At 54.9% G+C, this 15,983-nt stretch carries 14 protein-coding genes and 1 riboswitch; of the genes, 11 read left to right on the plus strand and 3 right to left on the minus strand.

Going from position 1 to position 15,983, the window contains the following annotated elements; translation table 11 throughout:
* The first annotated feature begins 13 nt into the window (after positions 1-13).
* From BUB55_RS01680 to BUB55_RS01700, 5 genes are all read left to right on the plus strand, one after another.
* Positions 14-1,072, plus strand: coding sequence for an MlaE family ABC transporter permease (locus BUB55_RS01680; protein WP_073187611.1), 1,059 nt, complete (start codon positions 14-16; stop codon positions 1,070-1,072).
* Between the two features lie 8 nt (positions 1,073-1,080).
* The gene (locus BUB55_RS01685; protein WP_073187612.1) at positions 1,081-1,863 is read left to right on the plus strand and encodes an ABC transporter ATP-binding protein; all 783 of its coding nucleotides are present in this window, start codon (positions 1,081-1,083) and stop codon (positions 1,861-1,863) included.
* Between the two features lie 12 nt (positions 1,864-1,875).
* Positions 1,876-2,802, plus strand: a complete 927-nt coding sequence (locus tag BUB55_RS01690; RefSeq protein ID WP_073187613.1) for an MlaD family protein — start codon at positions 1,876-1,878, stop codon at positions 2,800-2,802.
* A 14-nt stretch (positions 2,803-2,816) separates the two neighbouring features.
* A complete protein-coding gene (locus BUB55_RS01695) occupies positions 2,817-3,428 on the plus strand; it encodes an ABC-type transport auxiliary lipoprotein family protein (protein ID WP_234971756.1) in 612 nt (203 codons plus the stop codon).
* A 91-nt stretch (positions 3,429-3,519) separates the two neighbouring features.
* Positions 3,520-3,939, plus strand: coding sequence for a hypothetical protein (locus BUB55_RS01700; protein WP_143152848.1), 420 nt, complete (start codon positions 3,520-3,522; stop codon positions 3,937-3,939).
* A gap of 24 nt (positions 3,940-3,963) precedes the next feature.
* On the opposite strand, the gene BUB55_RS13900 is transcribed toward BUB55_RS01700, so the two are convergent.
* Positions 3,964-5,100, minus strand: coding sequence for a cytosine permease (locus BUB55_RS13900; RefSeq protein WP_159431913.1), 1,137 nt, complete (start codon positions 5,098-5,100; stop codon positions 3,964-3,966).
* Positions 5,085-5,189, minus strand: a riboswitch (TPP riboswitch). Its footprint overlaps the gene before it by 16 nt.
* Before the next feature lie 112 nt (positions 5,190-5,301).
* Between BUB55_RS13900 and metH the strand changes: the two genes are divergently transcribed.
* Complete coding sequence (metH, locus tag BUB55_RS01710) at positions 5,302-8,967, plus strand: methionine synthase (protein WP_234971757.1); 3,666 nt, start codon at positions 5,302-5,304, stop codon at positions 8,965-8,967.
* A 46-nt stretch (positions 8,968-9,013) separates the two neighbouring features.
* Here metH and BUB55_RS01715 read toward each other — a convergent pair whose 3' ends face one another.
* Together BUB55_RS01715 and xseB are read right to left on the minus strand one after the other, a co-directional pair.
* On the minus strand, positions 9,014-9,838 hold the full coding sequence (locus BUB55_RS01715) for an ABC transporter ATP-binding protein (protein ID WP_073187618.1): 825 nt from the start codon (positions 9,836-9,838) through the stop codon (positions 9,014-9,016).
* Positions 9,831-10,043 carry an exodeoxyribonuclease VII small subunit gene (gene xseB, locus BUB55_RS01720; RefSeq protein WP_073187748.1) on the minus strand — a complete coding sequence of 71 codons (213 nt, stop codon included), beginning with the start codon at positions 10,041-10,043 and terminating at the stop codon, positions 9,831-9,833. Before xseB ends, BUB55_RS01715 begins: the two co-directional genes overlap by 8 nt.
* A 29-nt stretch (positions 10,044-10,072) precedes the next feature.
* Between xseB and BUB55_RS01725 the strand changes: the two genes are divergently transcribed.
* From BUB55_RS01725 to BUB55_RS01745, 5 genes are read left to right on the plus strand one after another with little or no spacing between them, the layout of a single operon-like run.
* A complete protein-coding gene (locus tag BUB55_RS01725) occupies positions 10,073-10,822 on the plus strand; it encodes a hypothetical protein (protein ID WP_073187619.1) in 750 nt (249 codons plus the stop codon).
* On the plus strand, positions 10,819-12,366 hold the full coding sequence (locus BUB55_RS01730; protein WP_073187621.1) for a hypothetical protein: 1,548 nt from the start codon (positions 10,819-10,821) through the stop codon (positions 12,364-12,366). The genes BUB55_RS01725 and BUB55_RS01730 overlap by 4 nt, the downstream gene beginning before the upstream one ends.
* Complete coding sequence (locus BUB55_RS01735; protein ID WP_073187623.1) at positions 12,359-13,750, plus strand: hypothetical protein; 1,392 nt, start codon at positions 12,359-12,361, stop codon at positions 13,748-13,750. Before BUB55_RS01730 ends, BUB55_RS01735 begins: the two co-directional genes overlap by 8 nt.
* Positions 13,751-14,398: a hypothetical protein gene (locus BUB55_RS01740; protein ID WP_073187624.1), complete on the plus strand. Its 648-nt coding sequence runs from the start codon at positions 13,751-13,753 to the stop codon at positions 14,396-14,398. It begins immediately after the preceding gene.
* 7 nt (positions 14,399-14,405) lie between these two features.
* Positions 14,406-15,953: a hypothetical protein gene (locus BUB55_RS01745; protein ID WP_143152849.1), complete on the plus strand. Its 1,548-nt coding sequence runs from the start codon at positions 14,406-14,408 to the stop codon at positions 15,951-15,953.
* Positions 15,954-15,983: the final 30 nt, after the last annotated feature.

A 15,983-nucleotide genomic window follows, 5' to 3' on the forward strand; every position in this document is an offset into this window, starting at 1 on the left:
TTTGAGCCCGAAGATGTCGACGATTCTTTTGCCAGAAACCCTTTCGGCAGCCAACAGCAAGGTGCTGCTGCAGAACTGCAAGAAGCAGCTCTGCACGGGAGCGCTTACCCTGGACGGATCGCAACTCAAGACCATGGACTACAGTGCCGACGCCTTTTTCGCGCTTCTCGCCGAGCTGGCCGAGAAAACGGGAAACAGGCTCACGCTGGCACACTTCAACGAAGACATCAAGGCGCACCTGAAATCGCTCCGCAAGATGGACCCGCCCGAAAAGCCCGTCAAGGGCACGAACAACGTCCTCGAGATGCTCGGCGGCCTCGGCTTCACGTTCATCAAGGAATTCGTCGAAGTCCTCATCCTGCTATTCATGTCCATCTACTGGACCGTATTCGGGCCGTTCGACAAGGGCAAAATCCATTTTGGCGGAGTCACCAAGCAGATGTTCAAATCGGGCAGCGAAGCCATGGGAATCTGCTTCTTGTTCGTGGGGCTCATTTGCCTTACGATGGCTTTGCAGAGTTCGGTGATGCTCAACGCCGTCGGTGGCGGTTCGTACCTCGCATCCGGCCTCGGCTTCCTCATCTTCGCCGAAATCGGCCCGCTCCTCACGACCATCATCCTCGCCGGCCGTTCCGGCAGCGCCATGGCCGCCGAAATCGCAAACATGAGCGTCTGCGAAGAAGTCAAGGCCATCAAGTCCATGGCCATCCCGCCGGTGCAGTACCTGGTTGTCCCGCGCTTCATCGCCTTGAGCATCACGACACCCATCCTCTCGTTCTGCTCGTCCATTGTCGGGTGCCTTGCCGGTTTCCTCATCGCCTACTTCTTCTGCGACATTTCTTTTTCTAACTACATGATGGGCATTCGCGACGGCATCGCCCCCATCACGTTCCTCAAGAGCAACGTCAAGGCGCTCGTATTCGGCTGGATCGTGACGCTCATCGCCTGCAACAAGGGCCTCAACGCCCACGGCGGCGCCGAAGCCGTCGGCAAGGCGACTACCGCGAGCGTCGTTTCGGCCATCTGTTCCATCGTCATCGCGGACACGCTGTTCGCCTTCATATTCTACTAGGGGTAACCATGGAAGAAATCCTGAAAGTAGATCACCTGAAGGCCAGTTACGGCAACGAGACTATCCTCAAGGACATCTCGTTCGGCGTAAGGAAGGGCGAAATCCGCATGGTACTCGGAAGTTCGGGTTGCGGCAAGTCGACGCTCCTGAACAATATCCTGAAATTCATCAAGTCGGATTCGGGAACCATCACCTACTTCGGCAAGCAGTTCGGCCCCAAGGACGGGCTCGACAGCGAGACCCGCATGCACACGGGCGTACTCTTCCAAAGCGGGGCACTCATCGCCGACTTGACTGTCGCCGAGAACGCGATGTTGCCCTTGAAACGCAGCATGCCCTACATGCCCAAGAGCCAGATGGAAGCGATTGTTGCAGACCGCCTGGAAAAGGTGCACCTGTTGCACGCTTTCCACAAGTACCCCGGCGAGATTTCCGGCGGCATGAAAAAGCGCGCCGCCCTCGCCCGCGCTATAGCGCTCAAGCCCGAACTGCTCTTTTGCGACGAGCCTTCTACAGGCCTCGACCCGGTGACGGCACGCTCGCTCGACGAGCTGCTCCTGGAACTGCGCGACACGCTCGGCGTCTCGATGGTCATCGTGAGCCACGAACTTGAGAGCATCAAGATTATTTGCGACCGTTTCGTGTACCTGAAAGACGGCTATGTCCTGATGGACGGCACGCTCCAACAAGGCATGGAGTCCGACGACCCGACGCTCAAGCACTTTTTCAGCCGGCAATGCCCCAAGGAAACGTATTCCACCGGCTTCTACAATTTTGAATTTATTGATTGAGTTGGAGACACAATGGAAACCACCCGATCCGAAAGAATTAAACTTGGCGCCTTCATGCTGTTTTGCGGCATCATGGTTTGCGTATTCCTCGGCTACGTGCTCAAGCGCTACCTGAGCGAGCAGTACGACAACTACTACACCATTTTCGACACCGACGTGAACGGTCTCTTTGTAGATGCAAAGGTCAAGCTGAACGGTATCGACGTCGGTAGCGTCACGAACATCGTGATTAACGACTCGAACCTGAACCAAGTGGTGGTCTCGTTCAAGGTGCATGAGGGGACCCCTATTAAGCAGGGCACCCGCGCGGGCATGACGGCAGGCATGAACCTCACCGGCGAAAAACAGCTGGTGCTCTCGGGCGGCAATTTCAACGAGCCGAACGTTCCCGAGGGCGGCCTCGTGCCGGCGGCCTACTCCACCTTTGACCACATCACGAACCAGGCATCCAACATCGTGGGGCACGTAGATTCGGTTCTCGTAAACATCAACACCATTTTTTCCGAAGAAAACGCGCAGAACCTGAGCAAGGCCATCCAGAATTTCGAAGCCATGACAAACAACCTCAAGCGCGTCACGCAAAGTATGTCGGGACCCATCGAGAACATTTCCAAGTCTGCGGAATCCATGCACAAGGTGATGACGGAAATCGAAGAAGCGAAGATTGCCGCCAAGGCCAGCGAAGACCTGGATATCGTCAAGGAAAAGCTCGAAGCCATCGACACGAAGAGCCTGAACGACAGCTTGCAGCAAGCCATGGCCGCCATCAGCCAGCTCTCCAAGCGCATGGACCTGATGATCTACAACAACCAAGACCAGCTGGGCGAAGTGATGACGGAGCTTGGCTCCGTGCTCGAGAACCTCAACGAATTTAGCCAAAAGATCAAGAACAACCCGTCGGCACTCATCCACGGCGAAAGCCAGAGCCGCCGTAAGTAAGGGGAAGAGCCATAATGAAGAATATTCGAATTTTTGCCATTGTCGCAACGTTCCTAGCCACCACGACGCTTACCGCATGCCTTGGAGGCGGCAAGAGCGAGCCCACCCGTTACTACACGCTCGCTATCGAGAACATCAATATGCCCTCTGCCGGCGACGCCCAGAACGCCCCACGCGTCCAAATTCGCAAGTTCACCGTAGAGGCCGCCTACCAGAGGAACAACATTGTCTACCGCGAATCCGCCTACGACTTTATGTTCTACGACCTGGACCTGTGGGCAAGCCGCCCCGACAACATGCTGACGCAGCTTGTGACCGAATACGTGAACCAAAGTGGTCTCTTTAAGCCCGCCGAGGCAAAGCCCACGATCAAGCCCGACTACGAGATTGTCGGGAACGTGAACGCCATCGAGGAAGTGGACGAAGGCAGCAACCGCTACGTCCACCTCGCCCTGTCGCTTACCTTCCGCAAGGTCGACGATGCGAACGCCCTGTGGGAAGGCCGATTTGACGAAAAGATTTCCATGAACGGCAGTGAACCGCACCATGTGGCCGAGGCGGCATCCAAGCTTCTCGCCAAGTACATGGAACGCGCCCTCGGCGAAATCGCTTCGGCAATAAAATAGGGATATTCACAAATTGTGTACCCCTTTTTTTGTGAAGGGGCACCCTCTTTTGAAAATTTTGATTAGTTTATAGATGTAAAAGGAGTGTCCTATGGATTTCAACAGACAAGAAACATCTTCGATGGCAAAGCCCTATTTGTTTGCTGTTAAAATCACATTAGAAAACGTTCCTGCCGGGAAAGAAGACGAATTTGACGAAATCGGGCACCAGTTGTCGGCCCGTTGTAGAAGCATCCGCTTTTTAAAAGAAAACACCAGCGACGTGTTCACCGTCGTCGAGATCTCGTTTGACGAGTTCGAGGACTTTTTAATGACCACAAGCATCAAGAAAGAATACCTCAAGAGCTTCAAAATGACCGTGCAGCACTTTTCACACGACATGAAGCCCGTCTACGAAGAAAAGTTCATTGACTGCAAGGCCGTGTACATCGAAGAGTTCCTCTACGACAAGTCCGACACCTCGCAAGATCACCTCATTAAAACAATCGGCGTCAAGTGCAAGCGCTTCTAACAAGAAGCGCCACTAGCAGCATCTCTATTTTTTTAGAATCGGCAAAAGCGAGAGCGCTGCCGAACTGAGCATTGCCGTAAGGGTCGGCCCGATCGGCGATTCACCAGCAAACTGGTACACCATAAAGCCAACGAACCAGGCCACCAGATTCCAAACCAAAATGACACGCGACGGAGCGCCGCGGCGCACCACGTAATGGGCCACCACAAGTACAGCGGCCATCGGGGCAAACACCGAGGCAATCAAGTACAAAAAGTCGGTATACCGGTCAATGATACCCGAAATCGCCAACAGAACGCCAATCGCGCAAACGACGACACCCACCAGCTTGGGGTTTAGCTTGCCGTAAATGGTCTTTGCCGATTCGCCAGCAGAGTAGGCGTCCAAAAAGGTTGTCGTGACCGTAGAGAAAATGACGACCACGACACCCACCGCGCCAAGGCCTACGGCGAGAATTGCCGCCGGGAGCGTCGCGACGCCAAGGCTTGCAATCGCCATGCCGATGGCGTACATCCATATGCTCACCACCGTATAGACAATCGCCGAGGTCGCCGTCGCCTTCAAGGGCTTCTCGGCATTCTTGGTGTAGTCCGAAATCAGCGGCAGCCACGAAAGCGGCATGGCGGCAGAGATTTCAAAGACGACCCAGAACGGGAGCGCCTCACCAAGAACCGGAGCCTCTGCAAAAGCCTGGCCAAAAATCTTGAAGCTGAGCACCGCGGTAAGGAGGGCGAGAAGTCCCATGGCAACAGACGCCACGCGAGAGAAATTCTTGAGACCCACAAAGATCCAGGCGGCCACCAAAACGGCGAGCACCACGCACCACACGGCAAACGGGGCATTGCCAAAGAGCGCGCCCACAGCGGTAGAGCCCTGGGCGATCATCACCGCGGTCCAGCCCACAAGCTGGGTCACGTTGAGCACAGCAAAGAACTTGGCGCCGTATTTGCCGAACACGCCCGCCGTACTTTCCATGGCATTCACACGGGCCTTGGCCCCCATAAAACCGACGGCAAAAAGCATGAGTCCCCCGAGCAAATGCCCCAGGATCAAAGCCAGCCAGTTGTTCCCTGATTGAATTCCAGCCTCGATTTCTGCCACAGAAACCGCAGCACCAAACCAAATGACACCATTAGCGAAAACGCTAGTTTTCTCGTTCATATTACCTCCGCAGGCATTACCCTGATCAGGATCCCGGGTATTTTCTCAGCCGCTCCGCACTCACGTAAGCAGCACCCCGAATGAATCAGCGCTAAATATAACATTTTTTGCTTTTCCCCTTCCTGGCGCCCTTCCTTTTTTATATATTTATGCATAAAAGCGAATAAATGCATAAGGCAAAAAAAAACGGTGGTTCGTGCCATGGAAAAGAAAATGACGCTACGCGAGGCTTTTGAAAGCAAGATGATGCTGCTCGATGGCGGCATGGGTTCTGTCATTCAGACTTACGGCATCAAGGGCGCGAACAACGACATGCTCTCCATCGAAAAGCCGGAAATCATTCTCGATATCCAGCGCCGCTATGTGGATGCAGGCGTGGACTGCCTGACGACGAATACGTTCTCGAGCCAGCGCGTGAGCCAGCATGAATACCACCAGGAACACCGCATTGCCGAAATGAACCGCGCCGCGGTGAAGATTGCGAAGCAGGCCGCGGCAGAGGCCATGGAAAAGTATGGCCGTCAGGTGTACATCCTCGGCGACGTGGGCCCCACCAGCAAGATGCTCTCCATGAGCGAAGACGTGAACGACCCCGCGAGCCGTAGCATTACTTTCGACGAGCTGGAAGACGCCTACCTGGAACAGATTCAAGTGCTGGTGGAAGAAGGCGTCGACGCAATTCTAATCGAAACGATTTTTGATACGCTGAACGCAAAGGCTGCCGCAAGCGCTTTTACCAAAGTGATGGAAAAACGCGACGCCGATGCAGCCGCTGCAGGGATTGCCGCCGACCTCAAACCTGTGGAAGTCATGTTCTCCATGACGGTGAGCGATGCCTCGGGCCGTACGCTTTCGGGCCAGACGGTGGAAGCGTTCGCCGTGAGCGTGATGCACATGCATCCGCTTTCCATCGGCCTCAACTGCGGGCTCGGTGCCGACGGTATGGTGCCGTACCTGCGCCGCATGGGCAAGGTCGCTCCCTGCTACATTTCTTGTCACCCGAATGCGGGTCTCCCGAACCAGTTCGGCGGTTACGATGACACGCCCGAAGACATGGTGCGGCTCATGGGCGTTTACCTGGACGACAAGCTGGTGAACATGATTGGCGGTTGCTGCGGTACCACACCGGAACACATCGCCGCCATGCGCAAGATGCTGGATGCCCTGCCGGCCGATTACGAACGCAGAAAGCCCGCGCCCAAGTACGCCACGAGCCCGCTATTACGCCTCGCGGGTCTCGAGCCGCTGTTCAAGGAACAGGTGCGCCCCAGCGACGGTGCCGACAGTTGCAACGCCGAAGACTTTGTGAAGGTGGGCGAACGCTGCAACGTAGCTGGCTCCAAGAAGTTCCTGCGTCTCATCAACGAAAAGAATTACGACGAGGCGCTTGACATTGCACGCAAGCAGGTCGAAGACGGCGCCGACGTGATTGACGTGAATATGGACGATGGCTTGCTCGACGCCACCGCCGAAATGCAGACCTTCCTGAACCTGATTGCATCGGACCCGGCCGTGAGCCGCGTGCCCATCATGGTGGACTCTTCCCGGTTCGAGGTCATCGAAGCGGGCCTCAAGTGCATCCAGGGCAAGAGCATCGTGAACTCCATCTCCTTGAAGATGGGCGAACAGGCGTTTATCGAGCACGCGCTTACCATCAAGCGTCTGGGTGCAGCCGTCATCGTGATGCTCTTCGACGAAGAAGGCCAGGCCACCAACTACGAGCGTCGCGTAAATATTGCCGCTCGCGCTTACGACATCATGGTGAAGAAGCTCGGCTTCGATCCTTCTGACATCATCTTTGACCCGAACGTGCTGACGGTCGCGACCGGCATGGCCGAACACAACGCCTACGCCATCGACTTTATCCGTGCTGTCCGCTGGATTATGGACAACCTTCCCGGCGTGCGCATTTCGGGCGGTCTTTCGAACCTCTCGTTCGCCTTCCGTGGCAACAACTACCTGCGCGAAGCGATGCATACCACCTTCTTGCATTACGCGATTCCGAACGGCATGGGCATGGCCATCATGAACCCCAGCGCGATTATCGATTACAAGACGATTCCGCTGGAACTCCGTATGGCCATTACTGAGGTGCTTTTGAACACGGAACCGGATGCTAGCGAAGCGTTGATTGAAATAGCAAGCCGCATGACTGCGGCCGCCGCTGCCGCCAAGGAAGCGGGCACCAAATACGACCCGAAGGCAATTTTCGCCATGAGCACAGGCGCGGGCAGTTCCGACGCGGGTAGTAACAGCGTCGCCGACTCCGCGCAGGCAAAAACCACGCCCGAAGAACGACTGCAAGAAGCGCTCCTCAAGGGAACTTCCACCACTCTTCAGCCCGACCTGATGGAACTCATCAACCGCGGCGATAGCCCGGTGGGAATCATCTCCGGTCCGCTCATGGACGGCATGAACGAAGTGGGCCGCCGCTTCGGTGAAGGCAAGATGTTCTTGCCGCAGGTGGTGAAGACCGCTCGCACCATGAAGAAGGCGGTAGAAATTTTGCAGCCCTACATCGAGGCGGGCAAGGACGCGAACGCTTCGAGCCGCGGAAAAATCGTGATTGCGACCGTGAAAGGCGACGTGCACGATATCGGCAAGAACATCGTCTCCGTGATCATGGCCTGTAACGGCTACGAAATGGTGGACCTCGGCGTGATGGTTCCCGAAGACGTCATCGTGAAAGCGGTCATCGAGAACAAGGCCGACATCTTGAGCCTCTCAGGACTGATTACGCCCTCCCTCGAAGAAATGTGCACCGTGGCAAAAGCCATGCAGGCCGCGGGCCAGCGCATCCCGATTATCGTCGGCGGCGCAACGACCTCGCCCACGCACACGGCCGTAAAGATTGCCCCGTGCTACGAAGGCCCCGTATTCCACGTGCGCGATGCCGCCAGTAACCCGGGCCTCGTGCAAAAGCTCTTGGACCCCGCGACCAGCGAGCAGACCATTCAGGAAAACCGCGAAGAACAGCAGCGCATTCGCGACAAGCAAAACGGCATCCAGACCGAAGCCGCAAGCGCCATGGCCGCCGCCGAAAAGACTCCCGAAGAGCGCCGCTTCCAGTGCGACTGGAGCAAGTACCAGCCATGCGAACCTCCATTTATGGGCGAAAGCAAGCTCCCGCCGATTCCGCTCGAAAAAGTCATCCCGCTTATCAGCTGGGAATACTTCTTCTTCACCTGGAAAGTCAAGGCCGACCAGGAAGAAGCAAAGAAACTCAAGGCCGACGCCGAAGCACTTATCAAGAGTTTCACGAAGCCCGAGTATGCGCTGCGTGCCGTGCAGGCGTTCTACCCTGCCGCCGGTACGGAAAATTCCATCAGGTTCAACACGGGCCGTACCGGCACCGACTCCGACCTTGTCGAAGTCGTCACGGCACGCCAGCAGAACCCGGAAGGCACCTGCCTTGCCCTCTGCGACTACGTTGCACCCGCAAACGCGAAAACCGCAAGCATCTTTGCCGCTCCCGCCGGTAAGGACGCTTTCCGCGACATCGTGGGTGCCTTCGCCGTCACCGTGAGCGACGCCTTCGTGAAGCGCCTCGAAAAGCTCAAGGCCGAACAGGGTGGCAGCGACTACGACGTTCTTTTGATGCAGACCGTCGCCGACCGCCTCGCCGAAGCCGGCGCCGAATACCTGAGCCAGGAACTCGCGCGCACCAAGGGCTGGAAGGGCATCCGCCCGGCCGTCGGCTACCCGGTACTCCCGAACATCAAGGAAATCTTCAACGTCGCGAAGCTCATCGACTTTGGCAGCGTGGGCATCAGCCTCACCGAGAACGGCGCCATGTACCCGCAGGCCTCCGTGAGCGGCCTCTACATCAGCCACCCCGAAATCGACTACTTCCACGTGAAGGTGTAATAGCCAACCGCGGCTATCAATAGCCGCTATTGAACAGTCGTTACAATTAGTCCCGCTTAATCGTCGGCACGCTCGCCAGTAGTTTTTGCGTGTATTCATGCTGCGGGTTCACGAGGACCTCGTCCGAAATCCCGCGTTCCACCACCTTGCCAAAGTACATCACCAGCACTTCGTCGCTCAAGGCGCGCACCACCTGCATGTCGTGGCTAATGAACACAATCGAAAGTCCTAGGTCCGTCCGCAAGTCGTCGAGCAAGTGCAGGATCTGCGCCTGCACCGAAACATCCAATGCACTGGTCACCTCGTCGCAAAGCAGAACCTTGGGCGAGACCATCAAGCTGCGCGCAATGCACAAACGTTGGCGCTGCCCTCCCGAGAACTCGTGGGGGAACTTGTCCATCGCCCCCGACGAGAGCGACACGCGGTCCAAAAGTTCCAAGGCGCGTTTTTGAGCGGTGTCAAACACCACGCCGCGAGCCACCAGCGGCGCCGTCATTATCTCGGTCACCGTCTGTCGCGGGTTCAGGCTGCTGAACGGGTCCTGGAAAATCATTTGCACCAGGTTCCGCACTCGCTTTACCGAAGCGGCGCTCTTAAAATCAACACGTTCGCCAAAAAGGCGGTATTCGCCCTGGTCCGCGGGCACAAGTCCCACCAGCGACTTGACCAGGGTTGACTTGCCGCAACCGGACTCGCCGACCACCGCCAAAATTTTACCGGGAGTCAAGGTAAACGAAACGCCGTCGACCGCCGTAAAGTAGTCGGTCACACGCGAAAGTACGCCACCCCGCATGGCAAAGCGCACCCGCCAGTCGCGCACCTCCAAAGCCGGCGCAGGCTCCACCACGCGCTCTGTGGCAAAACTAGCCATCGACTTCCCCGTCCAGGCTCTTCAAGGCTTCCTGCACGTTCTTTTCGGTATCGACCAGAATCTTGCGGCACTTCTTTAAAAGTTCCGTGGCCTCTTGCACCTGACCCGCCAATTCGTCAATTTCCATTTCAGAATTGTCAATGCGTTCCAAAATGGCCTCAAGGCGGTCCATTGCGTTTTTATATTCAAAATTTTCTTGACTCATATTCAAGAATATAGTTAGATTTAAAACAGATGAAGCAGAATTCTCTGCATACCGGCATTCGTTTTTACGCAACCTCGGTCACAACCATGGTCGTATTTTGTCTTATGCTGACGGCAACGCTCGTCGGTTGTCTCGACATCCCCGACGCCCCGGACTCGAACCGCCGCATTGAATACGCCAACGTCTATGTAGTGCAAAAGGGGATTTCGGATTCGACGACCCTCAAAATACACCCTTCCGACCCAGCGACACTCAAGGTGGACGTATACCCCAGGCAATACAAAAAGGAACTCTCTTTTGAATGGTTCCGCACGGGAATATTTGCCGATTCCTCGGACCTCAAGAGCGTCGGGACGGGGGACGAGTTCGTCATCGACGAAGAAACCGCACCAATATTCATCCCAAATACTTTACAAATCACCGACCAGCAGGGAAACTCCATGACAGTCAAATTCAATGTCATCGTGAACACCCCGCCCAAAATGGACTCCGTCACAACCCCTGCCAACAAGGACACTCTATACGGGACCCTCTCGACTTCGTTCCCGTTCACGTGGGGCGCCACCGACCCCGACCTGCGTTACGAAGACTCGCTCTCCTACGTTTTGATTATCGACTCCGTCTCCTACGACATTGGTTCGCTGACTCAAATCATGCAGTCCGGTTTTAACGAAGGGGCTCACACGTTCCAAGTCCTTGTTTCGGACTCCCACGGAGACTCCGACACACTGCCGGTTTGTCATTTTTACGTAGTAGACACCCTGGGAGGCAAAAAATGAAGTACTGGTTACTCATTGTCTCCCTGTTCATTTTCGCCTGCACCAACAGCGACGACTACCTGTACAACGAGAACGATGTCAACGAAGTCACCATTAGCGCCCAAATGGCACTCGACATTGACTCCATCAGCATCCAGATCAAGGCAGACACAGTGCAGCTCGGCGATACCATTATTTTTATTGCCGAAGTCAAGCCTTCCAAGTCCATCCGTCTACAGCACTACTACTGGACTTTGGACGGCGAGCACTTCGCCTCTGAATTCAGCTTCCGCAGGGCGATTACCAAACCAGGGCACCACAAGGTGGCCCTGGTCCTAATAGACTACTTTGGCGACACACTCTCCGACACGCTCCAAATATGGGTTACCAAGCCGCCTCTGCTCAACGAAAACGTTTTTATCCCGGCCAATGGTTCGCAGGGGCTCCCCACACAGGGCGGCATTTCGTTTGCCTGGAACGCCTACGACCCCGACTCCATTTACAAAGTCCACAATCACTTTACGCTTACCGATTTTAGGGGGGACATTTTGGTCGACACCATTGTTCCTGGGAACGTGTTTACCTACAACGAACCGTTGCAACCACTAAAGCGCTACGATTGGCAAGTCTCCGCCATCAACGAGCTCGGCATGCCATCCAACGACTCCCTCTCAGGCCACTTCTTTACCCAGGGCGTCCTCGGCGAATCCGGGATAACCGGGAGCGTGCAAATCAAGGAACTCGATCGTTTTTTTTGGTCCTGCCTTCTTTCTATATACGACACCACCGGGCAGTTGCTCCAAACAGACACCATCAATCACAGGTCCGCACGTATCACCCCCTTCCTGGTTTCTCCGGTCAAGGCAGGGAACTACCAAATTTCAATATCCCTGTTGAACCACCCTCACTATCAAAGCAACCTCAAAAAAATTTCGCTTCGTGAAAACGAAATCAAGGATATCGGCAACATCACGTTGATCGACACCATCAAGCCTTCCATCGATTTGATTGGCGCCCACAACGGCGACACCATCGACTTTGCCGACACCCTCTTTTTTACCTATGACTCACTGGAAGACAAATACTCCTACTACCGCGCCGCACAAATTGACGGGCAAACTATTGACATAAAAATCAAAGACAACCAACTGTACACAGTCATCCCCAGGAGTTTCCAGTCCTTCCGCCATACACTCTTGACCGTAACCGCAAAAGACAGATCCAACAACGAAACCGTCAGGAACTACTATATTAGGCCGTCCTTAAAATGGTTTGCCTGCAACAGCGACACCACCTTGGGCGACAGCACCGTTTTAAAGATTTTCATAGAAGACCAAAATCCATACGGGTTTGTGCCCGAGGTGTTCCTCTTTAGCATTTTCAAAGATTCAAACCCCATCGCAGCCGGCTACAATGGCCAAAACAGCTACAGTTTTTTGATTACGAGCGCGCTCTTCCCCGACTCCGTAAACTACATGCGCACGGGCATACGCTACACCAACGGCATTACGCAATGGTCCGACTGGACCGTATACCGCAAATTTGGGGAGGGTGGCAATGAATAAGTTACGCCCTCTGTTCCTCTTTGCCACGGCGGCTTTGCTCACGCAAGCCCTTTGCAGTTGCGGCGACGATTCCCGCTTTGAAGCCGGGAGCGTCCCCGTGATTGGGCAATACATTTACATGCTCCCCGAAAGGTCTTATGGCGAACCCTACAATTACGGGTTCCCGTCCAAAAGGTATTACCTAGACACAGGGGAAGTCATCAAGTTCGCAGCGGCTTATTCCCTAGGCGACGTCTTTATCACCAGTGATGAAGCTGACCTTTACATATTGGGCAAAAACTGGGATGTTGACGGGAACAACTTCAACCTTACGTCGTTCCGCTATTCCTTTGAAAAGGCCGGACGGCACCTGGTCATATTGCAATCAACGGATCTCGCCGGCGACACCATCACCGACACCGCCGAAGTCTACGTAAACACGCCCATCTCGGTCACCATCACCAGTCCCGAGAACGGGAACAACCTCGTGGACCCCCATTCAAAAGAAGGCGTTGACCTCAAGTGGGTTGTGCAGGGGACAGACGAATGGGAAACCGCGTCCTGCGGCATTTTTGCATCCCTAAACAAGGATGACGTATGGGAATCGCTGCAGGCCACCGGCGCCTGCAATAAAAACGGGCACATTTCCGGTCCATTGTTCCCACAGGCTTTGGGCGACTCCTCCGTCACCGTCTACTGGGGCATTGCAGCCATCAACTCCACCAACGACGGCTTCTCTGAAGAAAAGAAAACCCCCATTTACCATTTCACCACAAAGTTCGTCGGTTCCGATTCCGCCCGCATCACCATCCCCATTTACTACGACAACCTGTGGGGTTACGACCGCGTCAACACGCAAATCACCGTTGTGAATTCGTCACAAGACACCATTGGCACCTACAACAGCACACTTGCCGAAACAAGCTTTGACATTCGCGTACTCCCGCAGTCAGGGTTGCACATTTACCTCGAAGAAACCATGAAAACGGACTTCCAGAGTTCGCCATACTCCAACGAATTCACCCGCACCGCCAATATCGAGATGAACGTAACTGCCCCCTCGCTTTACACAACCGACACCGTCGTATTCTACGACAAAACGCCCCCCGTCGTCACTCCGCTTCAAAACGTTTTTTCGCCAAAGGATATGCTCGCTTTCTACATTTTGGACAACGGCTCCGCAGTCAACCCGTCGCACATCTCGGTAATAACCGATTTCGACACACTTGCCTACACCTTTGAACCGCCTATAGTCACATTTGAAAACCCGTGCGCCGTATCGTGCAATGTCAAGATTATCGCACGAGACTACAGCCGGAACGAGACCCACAACATTTATTGGCACGTCGACAACAGCGCAGATTCTGCCTCCATAAGCGGTCCTTTTTTAGAGAGGGGGATGTAAATGAACAAGCCAATCATTTCCATTCTCGTACTCCTCCTTGGTTTTGCCGCCGCCATGGCGCAAAGCCCTACAGATAGCGTCCAGCTCCAGCCCAAGTACCTGCACATTTCCACCAATCCCTCGTATGCCGACGCCTACATCAACAACACCAAGCCGAACCACGCCAGCGAACCCGACTACAAGCTTCCAGGCTTTATCGAAGTGCCCGCAGGCGAATCCAGTATCCAGGTCACCTTGTTCCGCCCCGAGTTCGCCGACACCAGCATCAACGTCCAGCTATCGCAAAAAGACACCTCTTTTTTGATTGTAGCGCTCCGTCCCCATTACGACGAAGCAAAGACCGAAAAACAGTACGGCGAAATTGCGCACCGCGACCGCCGCAAGCTCGGTCACAAACTTTTGCTCACTTCCCTCGCCCCCTTCTTAATGAGTGGCATCTCGGCAATTGTGTCGTGGTACAACATAGAGCAGGCGAACCGCAAAAAAGACGACATCAAAAAAACGCTTATTAAAGATGACGAATATCAAAAATCGCTGGACCAATTCCTCGACTACCGCGAATCGGCGCAAAACGCACGATACCTGGCGCAGTTCGGCCTTGTTCTTGGCGGAATCATTTTTACAACCGGTGTAGTATTTTCATTTTAGGTGCTATATGAAAAAACTTCTCGCAATATTAACCTTCCTACTAGCGACTTCCGCCTTCGCCCAAGGGCAACAGGGTCCCAAAGTCAATGTGGAATTGGTTTCGGGTACAAAGCAGTCGGCCCAGTTTTTGGGCATCCAAAACGACACCGTCCAGCTGGGCGGCTACATCAAGAACCAGTTTACCGTAATCCGCCTCCACAAAGACAAGTTCAAGAGCATTGTCGACGAGCAAGGGAACGACCTGCTGCACCCAGCACCGGCAGCAGTCCCCGCACAAGCCGACACCGCCACCGTGACGGCCGTTGCTGATTCTGCGGCTACGGATTCCACCGACCTCGCGACAGCCGCCGCACCCGCGACACAAACCTGGAGCGGCAACATATTTGTCTCGTTCGAGGGAACCTACGCCGACACCCTCCTCTCGCAACAACTGACGGCGATCGCCGCAACGCTATTGTACGAGGCCAACGAGCAAGTTCAAATCATTAGGCGCAGCGACATCCCCGAATGTCACGACAACATTTGCATACAAAACACTCTGTTGCATGGCGGCGCCAAAAACGTCTACGTTGGCAAAATGGGCGCAGGCTCCACCCCCGACAGCATCGGGGTCGAACTCTCCAAGGCGACCCTCCACGACGACCTGCCTGAAATCTACATGTCCAAGATAAACGTCGCCAAAAATGCCGCCTTGAGCAGCGCTATAGAAAACAACAAAATGAAGGTCCTGCTTATGCAGGCTAAGCCCGAACCCGAAGCCATCCCCGCCCCAAAGACCAGCTACATATCGGTAGAAACAACCCCCGAGGGCGCCACTGTTTCGCGCCCCGATATCAACGCCATTTGCCGGACACCCTGCACCTTCCCCACGCGCGATACAAACAAAATAACGCTCAATGCCTATTGGAACGTGGGTGAACAACTGTGGGGTGCGCAAAGCGTCATTCGTCCCATCCCAGGCGACACAACCAAGGTGAACATCAAGCTCAAGCCCATCTCGCCCGAGATCCACGTGATATCCACCCCCTCCGACGCTGAAGTGTTCGCCGGTTCCGCCCCTATTACCAAGCACAGCGAAACACTCATCAAAACCCCAGGCAAGTTCCACTTGAACGACCCGGGCATGGCAAACATCACGCTCCGTCGCGCCGGTTACAGAGACACCGTTGTTTCGTTCTATGTGGCTCCAGTCGCCGAGACCCGCCTCAACATCGAGATGGAACGCATTACCAACGTTGACGACATCGCCAAACAAAAGGAATGGGAACACGACCGCACCATGCTCCGCGTAGGGCATATTTTAATGGGGACCTCCATAGCCCCGCTTATCATGGGAGCCATATTCGCCTACCTGGGCAGCCAAGACTATGACGACGCCGACGAGATCAAGAGCCAGCTCCAAATGCCGGGATCCTCGTACGGAGAGAACTTCCAGAACAAGGTCAAAAAGAACCACGACTTGGTCGATTCGGGCGATAAAAAAATGATTATCGGCGCATCGCTGGCCGGAGCGAGCGTAATTCTCTTTGGAGTGGGCTTTTTCCTCGCTTTTTAACCATATTTTCGACCCATAGGCCACCCTTTT

The sequence above is a fragment of the Fibrobacter sp. UWP2 genome (assembly GCF_900141705.1).
Taxonomy (GTDB): domain Bacteria; phylum Fibrobacterota; class Fibrobacteria; order Fibrobacterales; family Fibrobacteraceae; genus Fibrobacter.

Bases quoted from the DNA above. Each gene is read 5' to 3' on its own strand.
- BUB55_RS01680 (WP_073187611.1), top strand. From the start codon at position 14: ATGTCGACGATTCTTTTGCCAGAAACCCTTTCGGCAGCCAACAGCAAG.
- BUB55_RS01685 (WP_073187612.1), top strand. From the start codon at position 1,081: ATGGAAGAAATCCTGAAAGTAGATCACCTGAAGGCCAGTTACGGCAAC.
- BUB55_RS01690 (WP_073187613.1), top strand. From the start codon at position 1,876: ATGGAAACCACCCGATCCGAAAGAATTAAACTTGGCGCCTTCATGCTG.
- BUB55_RS01695 (WP_234971756.1), top strand. From the start codon at position 2,817: ATGAAGAATATTCGAATTTTTGCCATTGTCGCAACGTTCCTAGCCACC.
- BUB55_RS01700 (WP_143152848.1), top strand. From the start codon at position 3,520: ATGGATTTCAACAGACAAGAAACATCTTCGATGGCAAAGCCCTATTTG.
- BUB55_RS13900 (WP_159431913.1), bottom strand. From the start codon at position 5,100: ATGAACGAGAAAACTAGCGTTTTCGCTAATGGTGTCATTTGGTTTGGT.
- metH (WP_234971757.1), top strand. From the start codon at position 5,302: ATGGAAAAGAAAATGACGCTACGCGAGGCTTTTGAAAGCAAGATGATG.
- BUB55_RS01715 (WP_073187618.1), bottom strand. From the start codon at position 9,838: ATGGCTAGTTTTGCCACAGAGCGCGTGGTGGAGCCTGCGCCGGCTTTG.
- xseB (WP_073187748.1), bottom strand. From the start codon at position 10,043: ATGAGTCAAGAAAATTTTGAATATAAAAACGCAATGGACCGCCTTGAG.
- BUB55_RS01725 (WP_073187619.1), top strand. From the start codon at position 10,073: ATGAAGCAGAATTCTCTGCATACCGGCATTCGTTTTTACGCAACCTCG.
- BUB55_RS01730 (WP_073187621.1), top strand. From the start codon at position 10,819: ATGAAGTACTGGTTACTCATTGTCTCCCTGTTCATTTTCGCCTGCACC.
- BUB55_RS01735 (WP_073187623.1), top strand. From the start codon at position 12,359: ATGAATAAGTTACGCCCTCTGTTCCTCTTTGCCACGGCGGCTTTGCTC.
- BUB55_RS01740 (WP_073187624.1), top strand. From the start codon at position 13,751: ATGAACAAGCCAATCATTTCCATTCTCGTACTCCTCCTTGGTTTTGCC.
- BUB55_RS01745 (WP_143152849.1), top strand. From the start codon at position 14,406: ATGAAAAAACTTCTCGCAATATTAACCTTCCTACTAGCGACTTCCGCC.